This is a genomic window from Cellulophaga sp. 20_2_10, assembly GCF_023476645.1.
GTDB lineage: Bacteria > Bacteroidota > Bacteroidia > Flavobacteriales > Flavobacteriaceae > Cellulophaga.
Window position 1 is genome coordinate 471,953 of record NZ_JAMCOJ010000003.1, and the last position, 22,440, is coordinate 494,392.

At 33.4% G+C, this 22,440-nt stretch carries 15 protein-coding genes and 1 riboswitch; of the genes, 14 read left to right on the top strand and 1 reads right to left on the bottom strand.

The features are described from left to right. Positions 1-152: 152 nt before the first annotated feature. From M4I21_RS08385 to M4I21_RS08400, 4 genes are all read left to right on the top strand, one after another. Entirely contained in the window at positions 153-1,130 is a 978-nt protein-coding gene (locus M4I21_RS08385; RefSeq protein ID WP_249558661.1) for a pyruvate dehydrogenase complex E1 component subunit beta, read from the top strand. A gap of 97 nt (positions 1,131-1,227) precedes the next feature. Then, positions 1,228-3,723 (top strand): DUF5686 family protein, encoded by a 2,496-nt coding sequence (locus M4I21_RS08390; RefSeq protein WP_249558662.1) that lies wholly within the window; start codon positions 1,228-1,230, stop codon positions 3,721-3,723. Between the two features lie 84 nt (positions 3,724-3,807). Next, positions 3,808-4,335, top strand: a complete 528-nt coding sequence (locus tag M4I21_RS08395; RefSeq protein WP_072303381.1) for an inorganic diphosphatase — start codon at positions 3,808-3,810, stop codon at positions 4,333-4,335. 118 nt (positions 4,336-4,453) lie between these two features. Beyond that, positions 4,454-6,871, top strand: coding sequence for a sodium-translocating pyrophosphatase (locus M4I21_RS08400; protein ID WP_249558663.1), 2,418 nt, complete (start codon positions 4,454-4,456; stop codon positions 6,869-6,871). A gap of 92 nt (positions 6,872-6,963) precedes the next feature. Here the strand turns inward: M4I21_RS08400 and M4I21_RS08405 are convergent, their stop codons facing one another. Beyond that, positions 6,964-7,584 (bottom strand): deoxynucleoside kinase, encoded by a 621-nt coding sequence (locus tag M4I21_RS08405; protein WP_249558664.1) that lies wholly within the window; start codon positions 7,582-7,584, stop codon positions 6,964-6,966. A 284-nt stretch (positions 7,585-7,868) separates the two neighbouring features. Here M4I21_RS08405 and M4I21_RS08410 point away from each other — a divergent pair, with 284 nt between their 5' ends. The 10 genes from M4I21_RS08410 (at position 7,869) to cysD (ending at position 22,384) form a co-directional block, all read left to right on the top strand. Continuing rightward, positions 7,869-8,702: a GLPGLI family protein gene (locus M4I21_RS08410; protein ID WP_249558665.1), complete on the top strand. Its 834-nt coding sequence runs from the start codon at positions 7,869-7,871 to the stop codon at positions 8,700-8,702. A 28-nt stretch (positions 8,703-8,730) separates the two neighbouring features. Continuing rightward, positions 8,731-11,499, top strand: coding sequence for a carboxypeptidase-like regulatory domain-containing protein (locus M4I21_RS08415; protein WP_249558666.1), 2,769 nt, complete (start codon positions 8,731-8,733; stop codon positions 11,497-11,499). Between the two features lie 276 nt (positions 11,500-11,775). After that, positions 11,776-13,032 (top strand): methionine adenosyltransferase, encoded by a 1,257-nt coding sequence (metK, locus tag M4I21_RS08420; RefSeq protein WP_249558667.1) that lies wholly within the window; start codon positions 11,776-11,778, stop codon positions 13,030-13,032. Positions 13,033-13,364: 332 nt separating this feature from the next. Next, a riboswitch (SAM riboswitch) is annotated at positions 13,365-13,479 on the top strand. Between the two features lie 143 nt (positions 13,480-13,622). Next, positions 13,623-14,915 (top strand): O-acetylhomoserine aminocarboxypropyltransferase/cysteine synthase family protein, encoded by a 1,293-nt coding sequence (locus tag M4I21_RS08425; RefSeq protein ID WP_249558668.1) that lies wholly within the window; start codon positions 13,623-13,625, stop codon positions 14,913-14,915. A gap of 66 nt (positions 14,916-14,981) precedes the next feature. Next, positions 14,982-18,365 (top strand): bifunctional aspartate kinase/homoserine dehydrogenase I, encoded by a 3,384-nt coding sequence (thrA, locus tag M4I21_RS08430; protein WP_249558669.1) that lies wholly within the window; start codon positions 14,982-14,984, stop codon positions 18,363-18,365. Positions 18,366-18,585: 220 nt separating this feature from the next. Continuing rightward, complete coding sequence (locus M4I21_RS08435) at positions 18,586-19,749, top strand: trans-sulfuration enzyme family protein (RefSeq protein WP_249558670.1); 1,164 nt, start codon at positions 18,586-18,588, stop codon at positions 19,747-19,749. A gap of 109 nt (positions 19,750-19,858) precedes the next feature. After that, positions 19,859-20,266, top strand: a complete 408-nt coding sequence (locus M4I21_RS08440) for an RrF2 family transcriptional regulator (protein WP_249558671.1) — start codon at positions 19,859-19,861, stop codon at positions 20,264-20,266. Positions 20,267-20,483: 217 nt separating this feature from the next. Continuing rightward, positions 20,484-20,747: a DUF2061 domain-containing protein gene (locus M4I21_RS08445; protein ID WP_249558672.1), complete on the top strand. Its 264-nt coding sequence runs from the start codon at positions 20,484-20,486 to the stop codon at positions 20,745-20,747. Positions 20,748-20,767: 20 nt separating this feature from the next. Beyond that, positions 20,768-21,391, top strand: coding sequence for a phosphoadenosine phosphosulfate reductase domain-containing protein (locus M4I21_RS08450; protein WP_249558673.1), 624 nt, complete (start codon positions 20,768-20,770; stop codon positions 21,389-21,391). A 54-nt stretch (positions 21,392-21,445) separates the two neighbouring features. Beyond that, positions 21,446-22,384 carry a sulfate adenylyltransferase subunit CysD gene (cysD, locus tag M4I21_RS08455; RefSeq protein ID WP_283771769.1) on the top strand — a complete coding sequence of 313 codons (939 nt, stop codon included), beginning with the start codon at positions 21,446-21,448 and terminating at the stop codon, positions 22,382-22,384. Positions 22,385-22,440 lie beyond the last annotated feature (56 nt).

Sequence of the window (22,440 nt, forward strand, 5' to 3'; positions counted from 1 at the left end):
AATAACTTCGCTAAGATACCATTTAATTTTATAATTTACTATGCATGCATAATAAATTTTATTGTTTTTTTGCCAGCATGTTAACTGTAATTGAAAGATTATTTCCTATTTTTGCTAGCGTTTTTATCATTATATTAATTTATTCCACGTAAATGAAAACATTACAGTTTAGAGAGGCTATTGCTGAGGCTATGTCTGAAGAGATGCGAAAAGATGAATCTATCTATTTGATGGGTGAAGAAGTAGCTGAGTATAATGGAGCTTACAAAGCATCTAAAGGTATGTTAGATGAATTTGGAGCTAAAAGAGTAATAGATACTCCAATTTCTGAATTAGGCTTTACTGGTATAGCTATTGGTTCTGCAATGAACGGAAATAGACCTATAGTGGAGTTTATGACATTTAACTTTGCTTTAGTTGGTATTGACCAAATAATTAGCAATGCTGCTAAAATTAGACAAATGTCTGGTGGGCAGTTTAATTGTCCAATTGTTTTTCGTGGACCTACAGGTTCTGCGGGACAATTAGGTGCTACGCACTCACAAGCTTTTGAGAGTTGGTTTGCTAACTGTCCTGGTTTAAAAGTTGTTGTGCCATCTAATCCAATGGATGCAAAAGGGTTGTTAAAAGCAGCTATACAAGATGATGATCCTGTTATTTTTATGGAGTCTGAACAAATGTATGGTGATAAAGGTGAAGTGCCAGAAGGTGAATATACATTACCTTTAGGTGTGGCTGATATTAAAAGAGAAGGTACAGATGTTACTATTGTTTCTTTTGGTAAAATTATAAAAGAAGCTTACACAGCTGCAGATGAGTTGGCAAAAGAAGGTATTAGTTGTGAAATTATAGATTTAAGAACTGTTAAGCCTTTAGATTACGACACCGTTTTAAAGTCGGTTAAAAAAACAAACAGATTAGTAGTTTTAGAAGAAGCTTGGCCTTTTGGTAACGTTGCTACTGAAATTACATACCATATACAGTCTCATGCATTTGATTATTTAGATGCACCTGTAGAAAGAATAAATACAGCAGATACACCTGCTCCTTATTCTCCTGTTTTATTAGAAGAATGGTTGCCTAACCATACTGATGTTATTAAGGCAGTTAAAAAAGTTTTATACAAATAAGAAACTAGATTTTTTATAAAGTATTTAAGCTTTGTCATTTATGACAAGGCTTTTTTCTTTTTTTTTAAATGTAGTTCGCTTTTAAGAATTTAATGCTATGAGGAAAATTTTTTTCGTGCTATTCTGTTTTGTTACGCTTGTAAACTTTGCACAGACAAAGGTTAGTGGTGTTGTTATAGATGAATTTGGGGAGCCAGTTGCATTCGCAAACGTACTATTTAAGAACTCCACTGAAGGTACAATTACTAATGATGATGGTCGCTTTTATATGGAGTCACCAAATAATCATAGTATTCTACAAATATCATTTGTTGGTTATGAAACTTTAAATATAACATTAGAGACAAAAGTTACTTATAAAATTGAAGCGACTTTAAAGGAGTCTGGGGAGGAATTAAACGAAGTTGTGATTTTTTCGGGCAAGCTTTCTAAAAAGAATAATCCAGCGATAGATATTCTTAAGAAAATATGGGCTAAAAAAAGAGAAAACGGTTTACGTAAATACAAGCAATACGAGTATGATAAATATGAGAAAGTAGAGTTTGATCTTAACACAATAGACAGTGCTTTAATTAAAAGTAAAATGTTTAAAGGTTTAGAGTTTGTGTTTAAAGATTTAGATACTTCTAGAGTAACTGGAAAAACATATTTACCTATTTTTTTAAACGAGACTTTTCATAAAGTAAATGGTGATAATGTTTTAGGGGTTAAAAAAGAAAAGTTACAAGGGAGTAAAAATTCTGGTTTTTCTAACAATCAAGCTATAACAGCATTTGTAGAAGATCTTTATACAGACTACGATATCTACAATAACTACTTAAAGTTTTTTGATAAGAGTTTTACTAGTCCCCTTTCTAAAACAGGAATAGATGTTTATAATTACGCTTTAGCAGACAGTGCTTTTATAGATAATAAGTGGTGTTACAATATTATTTATTACCCAAGACGTAAAAACGAACTTACGTTTAAAGGAGATTTTTGGGTAAACGATTCTACATACGCCATTAAAAAAATTAACCTAGAGGTTACAAAAAGTGCCAATATAAACTGGGTCAAAGAAATTTATATAGAACAGGAGTTTGATGTTGTGAACGATTCTGTTTTTCTTTTAAAAAGAGATTATATGTTAAGCGATTTTAGCCTTAACAAAAAAGAAAATTCTAAAGGTATTTATGGTAAGCGTACTACCATTTACAACAATTATAAGTTCGATAGTCCTAAGGAAAGAAAATTCTATAAAGATACAGGAGATGAATATAGTCCTGCTGCTTTTAGTAGGGATGATGATTTTTGGACAGAAAACAGGTTAGAAAGACTTAATAAGGATGAAAAAGGAGTTTATAAACTTTTAGACACCTTAAAGACAGTCCCCAAGTTTAATACGTATTATAATATAGTTAGTATTCTAGGATCTGGTTATGTAGAGATTGATAAATGGAACTTAGATATTGGTGATGTATATAGTGTTTTTGGTTACAATGATGCAGAAGGAGTACGTGTACGTGCAGGAGCCAGAACTTATTTTGGACAGAATGACCCTTGGCGAGTAGAGGGCTATTTGGCGTACGGTTTTGATGATGATAGAGTAAAACACGGTATTTCTGGTAAATGGCTGCTCGATAAAAAGAGTAGATTAATAGTTTCTGGTGGTCATAGACAAGATATAGAGCAATTGGGTTTAAGCTTAACTGCTACTAATGATGTATTGGGTAGGAGTATTGCATCTTCATCTGTATTTACTGTAGGTTCTAATGATAGGTTAACAAATATAGATTTATCGGCCTTTAGTTTAGAGGTAGAACCCATACACAATGTAAGGTTGCGTATGGGTAGTTCTTATAGAAAACTTAGCTCGGCCTTACCAGATGCTTTTAGCTTGGATTATGTAGATGCTGAATCGTTAACTGGGGTGTCATCAGAAATAAAACAATTAGATTTTACAACTACATTAATTTACACGCCAGGTAAGCGAACTATTGGTTATGGCGTAGAACGTAAAGATATTAATGACGAGTATAGTACTTTGTTATTTAATTACTCTAAAGGTTTTAAAGGACCAATGGAGAGCGATTTTGAATTTGATAAAGTACAGTTTTCTTATGGACAACCTTGGCAAATAGGTGGTTTTGGAAGGTTGTATAGCACAGTAGAAATAGGTAAAACCTTTGGTGAAGTTCCTCTAGGGTTATTAAATGTAATTCCGGGTAACCAAACTTTGTTTTCTATTTACAACACTTTTCCTAATCTAGATTTTTACGAGTTTGTGACAGATACATATGCATCTGTACATTTAGAACATAATTTTAACGGTAGAATTTTCTCTCGTATACCATTTATGAGAAAATTAAACTTACGTGAAATAGTAGGCTTAAGAGGTGTTTGGGGTGAGTTATCATCAGAAAACATTGCTTTAAATGCACCAACGAGTATTCCTTTAATAGCACCATCGGATGAAATGTATTGGGAATATTCTTTTGGTATAGGAAATATATTTAAGGTTCTACGAGTAGATTTTAACTTTAGAGGTAATTATTTTGATAATCCAAACGCAAGACCTTTTAGCGTAACTGGCTCTTTTGGATTTAATTTTTAATACTAAAGTTTCATTAATTTAAACTAAAAAAAACTTTCTGTTACTACAGATTACACTATTTTTGTATAATAATTTATAATAAGAATGACTAAACAAGGAAAAACATCTTTTGATGTATTAATAGAGATTCCAAAAGGAAGTAGAAATAAGTACGAATACGATTTTGATTTAAAAAAAATACGCTTTGATAGAATGTTGTTTTCTTCAATGATGTATCCTGCAGATTATGGTTTTATACCAGAAACATTGGCATTAGATGGTGATCCATTAGATGTGTTAGTTTTAGGTGGTGAGCCAACTTTTCCTATGTGTGTTGTAGAAGTAAAACCAATTGGGGTTTTTCATATGGCAGACGAAAAAGGTCCAGATGAGAAAGTTATCTGTGTGCCTGTATCAGATCCAATCTGGAATATATTAAATGACTTATCTGATATGAATCCACATCAGATAAAAGAAATAGAACATTTCTTTCAAGTTTATAAGGATTTAGAAAAGAAAAAAGTAGATGTAGGTGGTTGGGGAGATGCCAAAGAAGCTTACGCTATATTAGATAAATGTATAGAAAGATATAATGAAAGTGAATTTAAAGAAAAAGACGCTTTTAAGATATAACTAGTAAATCATCAATATTTTTATCAAAAACCCTTTCATATGACAAATATGAAAGGGTTTTTTTGTTAAGTTTCATTTTATTACATTTACTAGGCTAATAATTAAACAATAATAAAATATGGAGTCAATAATGATTTACGTGCCAATTATTTTGGCAGTATTAGGACTGGTTTATATGGTTATTAAACAATCCTGGGTTATGAAACAAGATGCCGGAGATGGTAAAATGAAAGAAATTTCGGATCACATCTACGAAGGTGCTTTAGCTTTTTTAAATGCTGAGTATAAACTTTTAGCAATTTTTGTGGTAATAGTAAGTATACTGCTTACCATAGTATCTGTAGTTGTGCCCACAACACATTGGCTTATAGTTATTGCTTTTATATTTGGAGCTGTATTTTCTGCATTTGCGGGTAATATAGGGATGAAAATAGCGACCAAAACAAATGTAAGAACAACACAAGCGGCGCGTACAAGTTTGCCAAAAGCACTAAAAGTTTCTTTTGGTGGTGGTACTGTAATGGGCTTAGGTGTTGCAGGTTTAGCTGTTCTAGGTTTAACGACATTCTTTATCGTTTTCTTTCATTTCTTTATGGGCGGACAATGGACTAATACTGGAGATATGACTATAGTATTAGAGACATTAGCAGGTTTTTCTTTAGGGGCAGAATCTATTGCCTTGTTTGCCCGTGTTGGTGGTGGTATTTATACAAAGGCTGCCGATGTTGGAGCCGATTTAGTTGGTAAAGTAGAAGCTGGTATACCTGAAGATGATCCACGTAATCCTGCCACTATAGCAGATAACGTTGGTGATAATGTAGGTGATGTTGCAGGTATGGGGGCCGATTTGTTCGGGTCTTATGTAGCAACAGTTTTGGCAGCAATGGTTCTTGGTAACTATGTAATTAAAGATATGGGTGGTGCAATACAAGATGCTTTTGGCGGTATTGGTCCAATTTTGTTACCAATGGCAATAGCTGGTGTAGGAATTATTATTTCTATTATTGGTACATTATTGGTAAAGATAAAAAGTAACGATGCTAAAGAGTCTCAGGTAATGGGAGCTTTAAATCTAGGGAACTGGACATCTATAGTTTTGGTAGCAGTTTCTTGTTATGGACTAGTTACTTGGATGCTTCCAGAGACAATGAAAATGGAATTCTTTGGTGAAGGTGTATTAGAAATTTCTGCAATGCGAGTTTTCTATGCTACCTTGGTTGGTTTAGTTGTTGGAGCCGTTATTTCATCGGTAACAGAATATTATACAGGATTGGGTAAAAAACCAATTCTAAAAATAGTACAACAATCTAGTACTGGCGCCGGAACAAACATTATAGCAGGTTTAGCAACAGGGATGATATCTACTTTTCCGTCGGTATTATTATTTGCGGGTGCTATTTGGGCTTCGTATGCTTTTGCTGGTTTCTATGGAGTGGCGTTAGCAGCTTCAGCTATGATGGCAACAACGGCTATGCAATTGGCTATTGATGCTTTTGGACCAATATCAGACAATGCGGGTGGTATTGCAGAAATGAGTGAGCAAGAACCTATTGTAAGAGAGCGTACAGATATATTGGATTCAGTTGGTAATACAACAGCAGCAACTGGTAAAGGTTTTGCTATTGCTTCTGCGGCACTAACCTCGTTAGCATTATTTGCTGCCTATGTAACATTTACAGGGATAGACGGAATTAATATTTTTAAAGCACCCGTTTTAGCAATGTTATTTGTTGGTGGTATGGTGCCAGTAGTATTTTCTGCCTTAGCAATGAATGCTGTAGGTAAAGCAGCTATGGAGATGGTACAAGAAGTACGCAGACAGTTTAGAGATATTCCAGGTATTATGGAAGGTACCGGAAAACCTGAATACGATAAATGTGTTGCAATTTCTACAAAAGCATCTTTAAGAGAAATGGTATTGCCAGGATTGTTAACTATAGGTTTTCCGTTAGTTATAGCTTTTGTTCCTATGATTTTTGGAATGAATAATATGGCTATTGCAGAAATGTTAGGTGGTTATATGGCTGGTGTTACCGTAAGTGGTGTGCTTTGGGCTATTTTTCAAAATAACGCTGGTGGTGCTTGGGATAATGCCAAAAAATCTTTTGAAGCTGGAGTAGAGATTAATGGGGAAATGACCTATAAAGGATCAGATGCGCATAAGGCAGCTGTCACTGGTGATACTGTTGGTGACCCCTTTAAAGATACCTCTGGCCCATCAATGAATATTTTAATAAAATTAACGTGTTTAATTGGTTTGGTTATAGCTCCTATTTTAGGCGGACATACAGCTGATGGTACAACGTCTAACGAACATCAAACTAAAAAAGAAATACAAGTAGAACTTGCAGTGACTAATATGACAGCAACTGTAGTTGCCAATACACTAACAGATAGTAAAGGTCATGTAGAGCGTAATGTTAAAGTGTTAAATGGTCTACAAGAAGAGCAAAAAGCTAAAATAGCAGTATTAGAAGATGGAAAAAACAGTACTGTAAATAGTATAAATAATGAAAAATCTAAATTTTTGAATTAAGAATTTTCGTTTTACTAAATGATAATACAAGCTTTTCTAAAAACAAAAAAACCACACTGTTAAGTGTGGTTTTTTACTTTAAATTATAATTTTTAAGGTTTAAATAAACCGTTTATTTCTGCATCAATTTTATTAATTACAAAACCTAAGTCTTCTGGGTTGTCTACAAAGTTTAAATTATCTACATCTATAATAAGTAAATTTCCTTTTTTGTATCCGTGCGCCCAAGCTTCGTAACGTTCGTTTAATCTACTTAAATAATCAATAGAGATTGTATTTTCATATTCTCTTCCTCTTTTGTGAATCTGACTCACTAAATTAGGAATAGAGCTACGCAAGTAAATTAATAAATCTGGTGGTTGCACTAAGCTTTCCATCAATTCAAAAAGACTAGCGTAATTACTAAAATCTCTGTTTGTCATTAAGCCCATTGCGTGTAGGTTGGGTGCAAAAATAAAGGCATCCTCATAAATGGTTCTGTCTTGTATAGTGTCTTCGCCACTTTCCCTAATTTGTAGAATTTGTCTAAATCTGCTATTTAAAAAGTAAATCTGCAAATTAAAACTCCAGCGTTCCATTTGGTTGTAAAAATCATCTAAATATGGATTGTCTACTACATCTTCAAAATTTGGTTGCCAATTAAAATGTTTGGCTAGCAATCTGGTTAGTGTTGTTTTGCCTGCACCTATGTTTCCTGCTACTGCAATATGCATCTTCTGTCTGTGTTTTTTAGTTTCTTATTAACCATAATAGGGGTCGCACAATATACAAGATAAGACTAGTATCTAAAAATGTTTATACCATTAAAGCAAAAAATTTTAGTGTTTATGACTCACCTCTTCTAATTCTACAAAGTTACAACGATAATATGGCCTATAAATGCATGTTTAATATCATTTTAATTAAAATTTAACAAAGGTCAATTAAACTATGTGTATAATTTAAAGTCTAAACCTTTGAAAACTAACTATCCGACTAGGATAAAAACCTATACATAATGAGAAATATTTTTTTAGCAATTTTTACTTTAGTGTGCATTATGTACACGGGTACTGCGCAAGACTTTCAAGGAAAGGCTATTTATGAGACAAAGATTACGGGAACTCAAGATTTTGGAGGTAGAGATATGCCAGAAGCTCGTAAAAAAGAAATTATGGAGCGTATGAAAAGCGCTATGGAAAAAACATACATTTTAACTTTTAATAGAACAGAGTCTTATTATGTAGAGGATGAAAAATTAGAAGCTCCAGGAGGAGGAGGCCCAGGATGGTTACGTTTTATGAGTGGTGGTAGTACAGGTAAATATTATAAAAATATAAAAAATCAGACCTATACGAACCAAATTGAAATGTATAGTAAGAATTTTTTAATTAAGGATGAGCTAAAAAAGCCAGACTGGAAAATGGGTTCTGAAACTAAAAAAATAGGAAATTATACAGCATATAAAGCAACACTTACAACACCTATAGATACCACAGGTATGGGTGCAATGTCTAAAATGTTTAGACGTGGAGGTAATGATGCCAATAGAACAGAACGTAAAATACCTACAGAAAAAACAGTAATTGCTTGGTATACATTAGATATTCCAATTAGTCAAGGACCTGCCGAGTATTGGGGGTTACCTGGTTTAATTTTAGAAGTAGAGCAAGAGAAGTCTACTTTAATTTGTTCTAAAATTATTATGAATGCAGAAGATGTTGTTGAGGTAAAAGCACCTGAAAAAGGAAAAGATATTAATCAGGCAGATTTTGATGCTTTGATGCTAAAAAAACGTCAAGAAATGATGCAGAATTTTCAACAAAGAGGCCGTGGAGGTAGAGGTCGTTAACCAATAGCAGTATTTAATAAATTTAGCAATGAACAAATTCATAAAAATATTTATGGTTATGGCTTTTTTAGGCTTAACCGGAGCTACTTACGCTCAAAAAGTTACTGTTACAGGTGTTGTTACAGATAGTCTTAATAATCCGTTAGAAATGGCAAATGTTGTCGCCATAAATAACGAAACAAAGGGGCTGGATGGTTTTGGAATTACCAATGAAAAAGGTATTTACAAAATGAATGTAAACGAAAATACCAAGTATAATATTAAGGTAAGTTACCTAGGTTATAAAACTAGAGAGATTGTTTTAGACACCAAAACAGGTGATATAACAAAAAACTTTATATTATTAGATGAGGCCGAAAGTTTAGACGGAGTAGAGATTACCTATGAGATGCCTGTAAGCGTTAAAGGTGATACTATAGAGTACAATGCAGATTCTTTTGCAACAGGAACAGAAAAGAAATTAGAAGATATTCTTAAAAACTTACCAGGAGTAGAGGTTAATGATGATGGTGAAATAGAAGTAGAGGGTAAAGCTGTTGGTAAAGTAATGGTAGAGGGTAAAGATTTTTTTGATGGTGATAGTAAGCTAGCTTCTAAAAATATACCTGCTAACGCGTTAGATAAAATTCAGGTTTTAAAGAACTATAATGAGGTAGGTCAATTAAAAGGTGTAACAGATAATCAAGATAGTTATGCAATTAACATCAAACTAAAAGAAGGAAAAAAGAACTTCTGGTTTGGAGAAATTACTGCTGGTGTTGGTAATGATGAGCGTTATATAGCGCATCCAAAATTGTTTTACTACAATCCAAATTATAGTATAAACCTAATTACTAATTTTAACAATATTGGTGAAGTAGCCTTTAGTCGTAGAGATTATTTTAGATTTACTGGAGGTTTTGGTGGTGGAGGTAGTTCTGGTAGCGGAACTAGTTTTGATGTTGGCTCTAGTGATATGGGCTTTTTAACAGTACAAAACAATAGAGCAAAAGAAATAAATTCAAAATTTGGTGCGGCTAACTTTAGCTATTCACCTAAAAAAACTTGGGATCTTAGTGGTTTTGCCATCTATTCTGGTAACAATACAGATATGCAACAAAACACATTTAGACAATACAAGTCTATTGCAGATGGTACACAACCTTCTCCAGATGAATCTACAGAAAGTTTTACCAACCAAAAGAGTGATCTTGCTTTGGTAAAATTTAGTTCTAGTTACAAGCCTAATGCAGATAACCATTTTGATTATGATATTTTTGGTAGAATATCTAGTCAAAAAGAAGTACAAGATTTATTTTCTACCTTAACTGGTAATATAGATGAGGTTCAAAAACAAGACCCTTATAGCATAAACCAAAATGCAAATTATTACTACACTTTAAATGCTAAAAATATCTTTGCAGTAGAAGCACAGTATTTAATACAGGAAGAAGATCCTTTTTACAATGCAGCTTTAGCGCAGAGTGACCAGTTTAGATTAGACGAGGTTTTAGGAATGGAACAAAATCAAGACGGTTTTGATGTTGTGCAAGACAAACTTGTAAAAACAAATAAGCTAGATGCCAAAATAGACTACTGGTATATTACAGGAGATAAGAGTAATGTAAAATTTACTTTGGGTTCTTTGTTAAGTACACAGAAGTTCAGTTCAGAAATTTTTCAGATACTGGATAACGGAAATAAATTTACATTAGATAATGCAGTTAGTTCTGTAGATAATGATGTTAAGTATAACTTTAGCGATGTTTATTTAGCTTTTGAATATAGAGTAAAAGCAGGTATTTTTACCTTTACTCCAGGAGTTTCTGTACATAACTACACTACAAAGAATGCACAATTAGGTTCTACTGTTACAGATGATTTTGTTCGTTTGTTACCAAACTTTACAACTAGAATGCAGTTAAAAAAGAGCGAGGATATCAACTTTAATTATAGAATGACAACTAGTTTTTCTGATGTTAACCAGTTTGCATCTTCTTTTGTAATGAACAATTACAATTCACTTTTTCAAGGAAATAGAGATTTAGAAAGTGCATTATCTCATAATTTATCTCTGCGTTACAACAACTTTAATATGTTTAATTTTAGTAATATTAGAGCATCTGTATCGTATAACAAAAGAGTAGATCAAGTACGTAACATATCAGACTTTTTAAATTACGCTAATCCAGATTTTCCTGCGACTTCTAATGAAGAGTTTATACAGACATCTAACAGAATATCGTCTCCATTTAACTCTAACTTTGCAGATGAAACTTTTTCTGCAAACGGATCTTTTGAGCGTACATTTGGTAAAATAAAAGGAGGTTTAGGGGCAACTATGAACTATTCTAAGTTTAACCAAATAGTAAATAACGAGCAAGCAGTGAACGAATCTTTTACAACAAGCTATAGAGGTAGTTTAGGAACTCGTTTTTTAAATGCGCCAAACATAGAGATTGGTTATAATTTATCAATTAATAATTATGAGCAACCAAATGGTTCTAGCATTAAATATTTTACACATAGACCAAGTGTAAAATTAGATGCATCATTTTTAAAGAGTTTTATATTTAATGCAGATTACTCGTACTACAATTATAAAAACGAGGTAGAATCGTTAAATACATATACTTTTATGGATGCTTCTTTGGGGTATCAAAAGAAAGATAGTCAGTGGGAGTATATTTTGGGAGTAACAAACTTATTTAATACAAAATCGTTAAATCAAGATAGTGACAATACCTTGTTTGTAAGCACAAGCGAGTATTTTATACAACCTAGATATGTAACTTTAAAAGTAAGATACAACTTATAATAGAACAGTATTTGTTATGTAGAGGCTATGGTTTACAAATTAATTTGTAGCCATAGCCTCTTATTTTTTCGTTAAAACTATTTTAGAACCAATCTAATTTTATACTTTTGCAGTCTAAATTAAGAGGAAGGATTTGACTGATTGCAACCTCGTATACTGACACTCAGTACTACAAAAAATGCTAAAACAGATTTAGTTGATTTTTTTTCAACGCCTTTTCCTGTTTTTTTGCAATCTATCTTACGGTTTCTCTACTAACAATAGAAGTATATAATTATGGCATATTTATTCACATCAGAATCTGTAAGTGAAGGACATCCAGATAAAATTGCAGACCAAATTAGCGATGCATTATTAGATAACTTTTTAGCTTTTGATCCAGAAAGTAAAGTAGCTTGCGAAACTTTAGTAACCACAGGGCAAGTAGTACTTGCTGGTGAGGTAAAGAGTAATACCTATGTAGATTTACAAAACATAGCACGCGAGGTTATAAATAACATTGGGTATACAAAAGGAGCATACCAATTTAGTGGTGATTCTTGTGGTGTTATTTCGTTAATTCACGAACAGTCACAAGACATTAACCAAGGTGTAGATCGTGGTTCTAAAGAAGAACAAGGCGCAGGAGACCAAGGTATGATGTTTGGTTACGCAAGTAAAGAAACAGAAAACTACATGCCATTGGCGTTAGATATTTCTCATAAAATATTACAAGAACTTGCAGCATTGCGTAGAGACGGCAAAGAGATCTCTTATTTACGTCCAGACGCTAAGGCCCAAGTAACCATAGAATATTCAGACGATAACATACCACAGCGTATAGATACTATTGTTGTGTCTACACAACATGACGATTTTAATGCAGACGATACTGTAATGTTGGCGCAAATAAAATCGGATATTCTAGCTATACTATTGCCAAAAGTAATAGCGAAGTTTCCAGAAAAAGTACAAGCATTATTTACAGATAAAATAGAATACCATATTAACCCAACAGGTAAGTTTGTAATCGGTGGTCCACACGGAGATACAGGTCTTACAGGCCGTAAAATTATTGTAGATACTTACGGTGGTAAAGGTGCTCACGGTGGTGGTGCATTTAGTGGTAAAGATCCAAGTAAAGTAGACCGTAGTGCAGCGTATGCAGCAAGACACGCAGCTAAAAATTTAGTAGCAGCAGGTATTGCAGACGAGATTTTAGTACAGGTAAGTTACGCTATAGGGGTAGTAAAACCAACGTCTATCTACGTAGATACATACGGTACATCTAAAGTAAATTTAACAGACGGAGAAATAGCTAAAAAAGTAGCGGAAATTTTTGATATGCGTCCTTTTGCAATAGAAGAACGTTTAAAATTAAGAAACCCTATTTATTTAGAAACTGCAGCTTATGGCCATATGGGTAAAGAACCAAAGATCATAACTAAGGTTTTTGAGTCTCCTTACAATGGTAGAGTAGAAAGAGAAGTAGAGCTTTTTACGTGGGAAAAATTAGATATGGTAGCTACCGTAAAAACAGCTTTTAACCTATAAAATAATATTTTTCATAAAAATATAAAAGTGCTTTGCCATAATGGTAAAGCACTTTTTTTATGCTCAATTTTTTCTAATTATTTGGGTGTTACCGCAAGGGTCGGGCTTTTTGTTTCAATCTTTTTTTTGAAAAAATAAAAAAGGATTTTCACTACAATCCCTAACACAAATAAAGTTTCAATTTAAAAAATCGTTACAAAAACAAACAAAAATTATGTTTCTGTTATTTAACGGTAGTTGGAAAGCAGAATTCAATATTTTTTCAAAAAAGATTAGGATATTAAATTTTTCTGAGCATATATTTGTAGCTCAAAGTTCAAACACATATTGAATAGTTATCAAGAAAGGCGGAGGGATTAGACCCTATGAAGCCTTAGCAACCCTTTGTGCAAAACAAAGAAGGTGCTAAATTCTACCAAGTACAGCGGTACTATAGGCAGATAACGAAACAAGCTTTTTTTATTTCAAAAAAAGGCAAATTTCCAATTTCTTTTTAACTCATTTAATTTTTAATCCATCTTGCAAAGTCGGCAAGATCAGGATTGGGCTTTTTTTATTTTATCAATTTTAATAATAAAAAATTCAAAATTATGAGTACGCAAAAATTAGCAACAAACGCATTACACGCAGGTCACAATCCGTCAGAAACAGCAGGTACAAGAGCTGTGCCTATTTACCAGACATCTTCTTATGTTTTTAAAGATACAGACCACGCGGCAAATTTATTTTCTTTATCAGAATTAGGATTTATTTACACACGTTTAAATAATCCAACAAATCAAATATTACAAGACAGGCTAGCTGCTGTAGAAGGTGGTATAGGGGCAGTTGTATTTGCATCTGGTACGGCAGCAATTTCTACAGGGTTACTAACACTTTTAAGAGCTGGTGATCATATTGTAGCATCTAGCAGCTTGTACGGTGGTACATTTAATTTGCTAAATGTAACGTTACCAAGATTGGGTATTACAACTACTTTTGTAGACGCATCTAACCCAGAAAGTTTTGGTAAAGCAGTACAAGAAAATACAAGAGCCTTTTTTGTAGAGTCTTTAGGAAATCCAAAATTAGATGTGCTAGATTTAAAAGCAATTTCTAAAGAAGCAAAGGCAGCAAAAGTACCATTTATTGTAGATAATACAGTGGCATCGCCAGCATTGCTAAATCCAATAGAACACGGGGCAAACTTAGTAATACACTCTCTTACAAAATATATAGGGGGACAAGGAACTTCTTTAGGAGGTGCAATTGTAGATGCAGGTACGTTTGACTGGACTAACGGAAAATTCCCAGAGTTTACAGAGCCATCTGCTGGTTACCACGGTTTAGTCTACAGCGATGCTTTAGGTAAGGCAGCCTTTACCTATAAATTAATTTTAGAAGGTTTGCGAGATTTTGGTGGAGCTTTAAGTCCGTTTAATGCATTCCAAATTATACAAGGCTTAGAAACTTTGCCAGTGCGTATAAAGCAACATAGCGCAAATGCATTAGAGCTAGCCACTTGGTTAGAGGGTAGAGATGAGGTGGCTTGGGTAAATTACCCTGGATTAAAAAGCAATAAATACTATGACCTTGCTAAAGAATACTTACCAAAAGGGCAAAGTGGTTTAGTTACATTTGGTGTAAAAGGTGGTTTTGAAGCCGCTAAGAAATTTACAGATGCAACCAAAGTGTTTTCTCTTTTAGCAAATATTGGAGATACTAAATCTTTAATTATTCATCCGGCAAGTACAACGCATCAACAATTAACTGCAGAGCAACAAGAGTCGGCTGGTGTTGGTCAAGATTTAATTCGTTTGTCTGTTGGTTTAGAAGAAATCCAAGATTTAAAAGCTGACTTAGAAGAAGCATTTAAAGCGGTTACTTCTGCTGTTATAGCATAGTAAAAAATCTCATTATTTTATTAAAAAGAAGACTTAGAAAGGTGTCTAGGTTAAAACAACTGTATTATGTTGCATCATATCAAACTAAAAAAATATACAACGCTTAGTGGTAAAACACAAGACATAGACTTGTCTTACCAAGTATTTGGAGCAGAGTTGCACACAGCGCCAATTGTACTTGTAAATCACGCTTTAACTGGGAACTCCAATGTATCTGGTACAAACGGTTGGTGGTCTACTTTAATTGGCGACGGTAAATGTATAGATACTACAAAATATACGGTCTTGTCTTTTAATATTCCGGGCAATGGTTTTGATGGTTTTGTAATAGAAAACTACAAAGATTTTGTTGCTAGAGATATAGCGCGTCTGTTTTTGTTAGGATTAAAGGAACTAAAAATAAATTCGCTTTACGCAATTATTGGTGGTTCCTTAGGTGGTGGTATTGCTTGGGAAATGGCAGCATTACATCCAAAACTTACACAGCATTTAATTCCGGTAGCGTCTGATTGGAAATCTACAGATTGGTTAATAGGTAACTGCCAAATTCAAGAGCAATTTTTGGTAAATTCTAAGCAACCAGTACACGATGCTCGTATGCACGCAATGTTGTGTTACCGCACACCAGAATCTTTTAAGGCACGTTTTAATCGTAGTACAAATACAGAAGAACAGTTGTTTAATGTAGAAAGCTGGTTAACGCATCACGGAAAAAAACTGCAAGAACGTTTTCAACTTTCAGCCTATAAATTAATGAACCAGTTGTTAAGAACTATAGACATTACAAGAGAAGGTAATGAGGCGTTTATCAACCTACAAAATAGTAATACATCTATACATATTGTTGGTGTAGATTCAGATTTGTTTTTTACAGCTAAAGAAAATAAAGACACGTTTAAACAATTAGCGCAAGCAAATAGTAACGTGACTTATGGTGAAATACATTCGCTGCACGGACACGATGCTTTTTTAATAGAGTTTAACCAGTTAGAGCAGTTGTTAAAAGGGATTTTTAATGATCATAAAAACACAGAAGAACTTAAGGTAATTAAGTTTGGAGGTAAATCGTTAGCCAACGGAGAAGGTATTTCTAATGTTGTTGCTAAAATTAAATCTAAAGTTAACGATAAGGAAAATATTGCTATAGTGGTTTCTGCTCGTGGTGGTTCTACAGATGTACTCGAGAAATTACTAGATTTAGCAGCAGAAGGTAAAGAGTATATTTCAACTTTTGAAGATTTTAAAGTATATCAGAAAAATGGTTTAGAGTTAGATTTTTCAGCGGAGTACAAAGAAATATTGCAAATTTTAGAAGGGGTTACCTTGTTGGGTGATTATAGTCTAAAAATTAAAGATCAAATATTGGCGTATGGCGAATTATTATCGGCAGCGTATCTTGTAAAAGCATTGGAAAATAACAAAATTGAAGCTACAGTTATAGATGCTAGAAAGGTATTAAAAACAGATGCCAGTTTTGGAAATGCAAATGTGTTAGAAGAAGTGTCTAAAGAAAATATACAGGGAGTGTTTTCAAATTTGTCTAATGCAGTTGTACCGGTAATTACTGGATTTATAGGAACTACAGAAGATGGTAAAACAACAACTTTGGGTAGAAACGGTAGTAACTACTCGGCCTCTTTATTTGCAAATTTTTTAAACGCTGTAGAGTTACAAAGTTACACACACGTAGATGGTATTTTTACTGCTAATCCAGACTATGTTTTAGATGCTAAAAGAATAGAACAATTAAGTTATTCTGAGGCTAATGAGCTGGCGAATTTTGGAGCGACTATTTTACATGCAAAAACTATTATACCATTACTAGAGAAAAATATTCCACTGCGAATTTTAAATACTTTTAATGGTGACAATGAGGGTACATTAATTAGTGCAAAAACAACTAAGGAAGGTATAAAATCGCTTTCTGTGATAGAAAATGTAGCATTAATTAATTTAGAAGGTCGCGGTTTATTGGGTAAAGCTGGTATAGATGCTCGTATTTTTAAAGCTCTGGGAGATGCGCATATTAGTGTTAGTATAATTTCTCAAGGCTCATCTGAGCGTGGCATTGGTTTGGTTGTAGATGCAGTAAGTGCAGAGAAAGCAAAGTCAGTTTTAGAACACGAGTTTGCATCAGATTTCTATTCAAAAGACATTAATTTAATAACGGTTCAAAAAGATGTTTCTGTAATATCTATTGTTGGTCAGGATTTAAGCACATTTCATAAGCCGTACAATGCCCTAATAAAAAACCGAATTATACCATTGTTGTTTAACAATACAGTGTCTGGTAAAAATGTGAGTTTGGTGGTTAAAAAAGCAAGTTTGCACAAGGCTTTAAATGTAATGCACGGTCAAATATTTGGAGTAGCTAAAAAAGTAAACATAGCTATTTTTGGTCACGGTACGGTTGGTGGTACGTTAATAGCGCAACTATTAAAGTCCGCTAAAAATATAGAAGAGCGTAAAGGGATTAACCTGAATGTTTTTGCAGTTGCAAACTCTAAAAAAGTATTACTTAGTAAAAAGGGAATTGGAGAAGATTGGACTTCGAAGTTAACAGAAAAAGGAAAGTCGTACGAGCTTAAAGATATATTTGAATATTCAGAAAAGCATCATTTAGAAAATTTAATAGCAATAGATAATACAGCCAACCAGGCATTTGTATCTCATTATATAGATTTTGTAGAAAATGGATTCGACTTGGTGTCATCTAATAAAATCGCAAATACGTTGGGGTTCGATTATTATAAAAATCTTAGAGAAATCTTAGTAAAAAATCAAAAACAATATTTGTATGAGACTAATGTTGGCGCAGGTTTACCTTTAATAGATACTATTAAATTGTTGCATTTATCTGGAGAAAATATTACCAGAATCAAAGGTGTGTTCTCTGGATCTTTGAGTTATATTTTTAATACTTTTTCGGAGAGTGATGTACCTTTTTCTACCATTTTAAATGAAGCTATGGAAAATGGTTATACAGAACCAGATCCGCGAGAAGATTTATGTGGTAATGATGTTGGTAGAAAACTGCTGATTTTAGCACGTGAATTAGAGTTAAGCAATGAGTTTTCAGATATCAATATTCAGAATTTAATTCCTGAGGCATTAAGAGAAGGTAATAAAACGGAATTTTTAAGTCAGTCTGATGCTTTAGATGCAGCATTTTCTAAAATTAAGTCAGACCAAAAACCAAATCACGTTTTACGTTATGTTGGTGATTTGCACGGTAATCTTCAGGAAGAAAAAGGAATTTTAGATGTAAAACTTGTTTCTGTGCCTAAAGAAAGTGCATTAGGACAAGTAAAAGGGTCAGACTCTATTATAGAAATTTATACCGAGTCTTATGGAGAAAATCCATTAGTAATACAAGGAGCGGGAGCAGGTGCAGCTGTAACAGCAAGGGGTGTTTTTGGAGATATTTTAAGAATAGCAGAGAAGGGATAGACTTTGTTTAGAAACAAGAAACAAGAGACAAGAGACAAGAGACAAGAGACAAGAGACAAGAGACAAGAGACAAGATGTAAGAATAAAGAGTAAAGAAAATAGAGTAAAGGAAATACAGTAAATGAAATAGAGTAAAGAGTAAAGAAAATAGAGTAAAGAAAATAGAATATAGATATAGCGCTAATGGCTAATAGTAGATAGTCAATAACAAAAGAATACTATGGAAAAGAAATTTGAAACAAAGGCAATACGTACTCAGATAGAGCGCTCACAATTTTTAGAGCATTCGGCACCTTTATACTTAACATCTAGTTATGTTTTTGAAGATGCAGAGGATATGCGTGCTTCTTTTGCAGAGGAAAAAGACAGAAATATTTATTCCAGGTATTCTAATCCTAATACATCAGAATTTATAGAAAAAATTTGTCAGATGGAAGGAGCAGAGGCTGGCTTTGCTTTTGCTTCTGGTATGGCTGCTGTATTTTCAACCTTTGCTGCTTTGGTAGAGAGTGGAGATCATATTATTTCATCTAAAAGTATATTTGGTTCTACCCATAGCTTATTTGTGAACTTTTTCCCTAAATGGAATGTAAGTACAAGTTATTTTGATGCTCATAACTTAGAGAGTATTGAAGTATTAATTACTCCAAAAACTAAAATTTTGTATGCTGAGTCACCAACCAATCCGGCTGTAGATATTTTAGATTTAGAAGTACTTGGTGCTATTGCTAAAAAACACAATCTTATTTTAATTATTGATAACTGTTTTGCATCGCCCTATTTACAACAACCTATTAAGTTTGGTGCAGATTTGGTGATACATTCTGGGACAAAATTAATTGATGGTCAAGGTCGGGTATTGGCGGGTATAACGGTTGGTAGTACAGAACTAATAGACAAAGTGTATCGTTTTTCTAGAATATCAGGACCAGCATTGTCTCCTTTTAATGCGTGGATTTTATCTAAAAGTTTAGAAACATTAGCAATAAGAGTAGACAGACATTCTGAAAATGCCTTAAAGTTAGCCGAATTTTTAGAAGCGCACCCTAAAGTAAATTGGGTAAAATACCCTTTTTTAAAGTCGCATCCACAATATAAAGTCGCACTAAAGCAAATGAAAGCTGGTGGTTGTATTGTTGCCTTTGAGGTAAAGGGAGGTTTGCAAGCAGGGCAAGAATTTTTTAATGCCATTAAGTTGTTATCACTTTCTGCAAACTTAGGAGATTCTAGAAGTATTGTAACGCATCCAGCATCTACGACCCATAGTAAACTTGTAGCAGAAGATAGGATAGCAGTGGGTATTACAGATGGTACGGTTAGAGTTTCTGTAGGTTTAGAACATATAGATGATATTATTGCAGATATTAAACAAGCATTGGGGTAAATTGTAGTAATAAAGTATATATTTAGGCTTTTAATTAAAGGGTTAATTTAAAAATAGTTGCACTGTATAACTGTACTTTTTAAATCCCAATTTTGCCTATCTTTGTACTATGCTATCCAAGAAAACCAAATACGGGCTAAAGGCCTTAACATATTTAGCCAAGAAAGAAGATAGGAATCCGGTTCCTATTGGAGAAATTGCACAACAGAATAATATTTCTCAGAAATTTTTAGAGAGCATCCTATTAATGTTGCGTAGAACTGGTGTTTTGTCTTCTAAAAAAGGCAAAGGTGGTGGTTACTATCTGATAAAAGAACCAGCAGAAATTTTAATGACAGATGTTATTAGAGTTCTGGAAGGGCCTATTGCAATGGTACCTTGTGTTAGTTTAAACTTTTATGAAAAGTGTGATGATTGCCCAGATGAGGGTACGTGTTCTGTACACAAACTAATGCTAAAAGTTAGAGATAGCGCACTAGAAATTTACAGAAATACAACACTTAAGGACTTAATTTAAAACGCTCAATTTTTCTTACTCTATATAGCTACTTCCTGTTTTAGGAGGCAGATATTCTATGTCTTACAATAGATACTTCAGAATCATCAAAAAAACTTCTTATTTTTTATTAATCTACTAAAACCATAGGATTTGTATGTTTTTTAACAACTTATGTCCCTAAAAGTTTTACATTTGTAATTCCTACTAATTAAATAGGGTAATAAAAATTAACTAAATGATTGCTGATCAATTGATTTTAAATAAGGAAACTTCTAAAGGAAGCTACAAATCAGACAAACAGTCAGAGAGTCCAAAAAGGAGCATAATTAAATCTATTAGCTGGAGAATAGTTGGTACCATAGATACCGTTTTAATTTCTTGGTTTGTAACAGGAACTTTAAAATTAGCATTCTCTATTGGTGTAATAGAATTAGGGACAAAAATGGTATTGTATTTTTTTCACGAACGTGCTTGGAATTCAATTAAGTGGGGTAAATAATAACGTATAAGTATAGTATAATGGGTCTTACAGAAGATATAATTAAAAATTTAAATGCTCAGTTTAGAGGTATTCCTCCAGAAGAAATTATTTCTTGGGCTGTAGAATATGCTAGAAATGCTGTAATTACAACTAATTTTAGACCCTATGAGGTTGCTATACTAAATGCGGTTACGGCAATAAAAAAGGATATCCCTGTTGTTTGGTGTGATACAGGTTACAACACGCCAAATACATATAAACACGCAGAGGAGATAATATCTACATTAGATTTAAACGTAAAATTATACGTGCCCTTACAGACTAGTGCACACAGAGATGCCGTAATGGGTATACCATCTATAGACGATCCAAAACACAAAGAATTTACAGAGCAAGTTAAGCTAGAGCCTTTTAAAAGAGCAATGGCAGAACACAAGCCAGATGTTTGGTTTACAAACCTAAGAAAGGGACAAACGGCACTTAGAGATTCTTTAGGAATTTTAAGCTTAAGTAAAGACGGAGTTTTAAAAGTGAGCCCGTTTTACCACTGGTCAGATGTGCAGTTAGATGCATATTTAGCAGAACGTAATTTACCAAACGAACATAAATATTTTGATCCCACTAAGGTTTTAGAAAACAGAGAGTGTGGTTTACATACCTAATTAGGACTAAGGATTAAAATAAATAAAATATTAAAAAATCAAGATTTGGAAACATTGATAAACGAAATAAAAGCACAAACAACAACCAACACTTCAGTACAAGGGTTAGGTAACGCTTTAGAAAACGAAGCTATTTACATTTTTAGAGAAGTAGTAGCTCAGTTTGAAAAGCCTGTTTTACTGTTTTCTGGAGGAAAAGACAGTATTACATTGGTGCGTTTGGCTCAAAAAGCATTTTGGCCAGCAAAAATTCCTTTTCCATTAATGCATATAGATACAGGTCATAATTTTCCTGAAACTATTGCTTTTAGAGATAAATTGGTTAAAGAACTTGGCGTAGAGCTTATTGTAAGAAACGTGCAAGATTCTATAGACCAAGGTAAGGTAGTAGAAGAAACGGGTAAGTATGCTAGTAGAAATATGTTGCAGACAACCACGCTTTTAGATGCTATTGAAGAATTTAAATTTGATGCTTGTATAGGTGGTGCCCGTAGAGATGAGGAAAAAGCAAGAGCAAAAGAGCGTATTTTTTCTGTTCGTGATGATTTTGGACAATGGGATGAAAAAAACCAGCGACCAGAATTGTTTGATATGTTAAACGGTACGATAGAAATAGGACAAAATGTACGTGTTTTTCCTATTAGTAACTGGACCGAGTTAGATGTGTGGAGCTATATTCAGAAAGAAGATATAGAAATTCCATCTATCTATTTTGCACATCAAAGAAACATCTTTTTAAGAGACGGTTTAATCTGGTCTGCAGAAGACGATGTTGTTTTTAGAGCAGAAGATGAGGTTGTAGAAGAACGTTGGGTGCGATTTAGAACTGTTGGAGATATGTCTTGTACAGCTGCAGTTTTATCTAAAGCAGATTCTATAGATAAAGTAGTAGAAGAAATTAGAGACTCTAAAATATCTGAACGTGGTGCACGTATAGATGATAAACGTTCTGAAGCTGCTATGGAAAAAAGAAAACAACAAGGGTACTTTTAAAAAGTACAGCGTACTTAGTCAAAAGTATATAGGTTAAAAAGAAGTTTAAAATAAAA

Excerpts from the sequence above, each read along its gene's own strand:
- M4I21_RS08440 (WP_249558671.1), top strand. The coding sequence starts at position 19,859 with ATGCTATCCAAGAAAACCAAATACGGGCTAAAGGCCTTAACATATTTA.
- M4I21_RS08450 (WP_249558673.1), top strand. The coding sequence starts at position 20,768 with ATGGGTCTTACAGAAGATATAATTAAAAATTTAAATGCTCAGTTTAGA.
- M4I21_RS08385 (WP_249558661.1), top strand. The coding sequence starts at position 153 with ATGAAAACATTACAGTTTAGAGAGGCTATTGCTGAGGCTATGTCTGAA.
- M4I21_RS08435 (WP_249558670.1), top strand. The coding sequence starts at position 18,586 with ATGGAAAAGAAATTTGAAACAAAGGCAATACGTACTCAGATAGAGCGC.
- M4I21_RS08415 (WP_249558666.1), top strand. The coding sequence starts at position 8,731 with ATGAACAAATTCATAAAAATATTTATGGTTATGGCTTTTTTAGGCTTA.
- metK (WP_249558667.1), top strand. The coding sequence starts at position 11,776 with ATGGCATATTTATTCACATCAGAATCTGTAAGTGAAGGACATCCAGAT.
- M4I21_RS08410 (WP_249558665.1), top strand. The coding sequence starts at position 7,869 with ATGAGAAATATTTTTTTAGCAATTTTTACTTTAGTGTGCATTATGTAC.
- M4I21_RS08405 (WP_249558664.1), bottom strand. The coding sequence starts at position 7,584 with ATGCATATTGCAGTAGCAGGAAACATAGGTGCAGGCAAAACAACACTA.
- M4I21_RS08445 (WP_249558672.1), top strand. The coding sequence starts at position 20,484 with ATGATTGCTGATCAATTGATTTTAAATAAGGAAACTTCTAAAGGAAGC.
- M4I21_RS08425 (WP_249558668.1), top strand. The coding sequence starts at position 13,623 with ATGAGTACGCAAAAATTAGCAACAAACGCATTACACGCAGGTCACAAT.
- M4I21_RS08400 (WP_249558663.1), top strand. The coding sequence starts at position 4,454 with ATGGAGTCAATAATGATTTACGTGCCAATTATTTTGGCAGTATTAGGA.
- thrA (WP_249558669.1), top strand. The coding sequence starts at position 14,982 with ATGTTGCATCATATCAAACTAAAAAAATATACAACGCTTAGTGGTAAA.
- M4I21_RS08390 (WP_249558662.1), top strand. The coding sequence starts at position 1,228 with ATGAGGAAAATTTTTTTCGTGCTATTCTGTTTTGTTACGCTTGTAAAC.
- M4I21_RS08395 (WP_072303381.1), top strand. The coding sequence starts at position 3,808 with ATGACTAAACAAGGAAAAACATCTTTTGATGTATTAATAGAGATTCCA.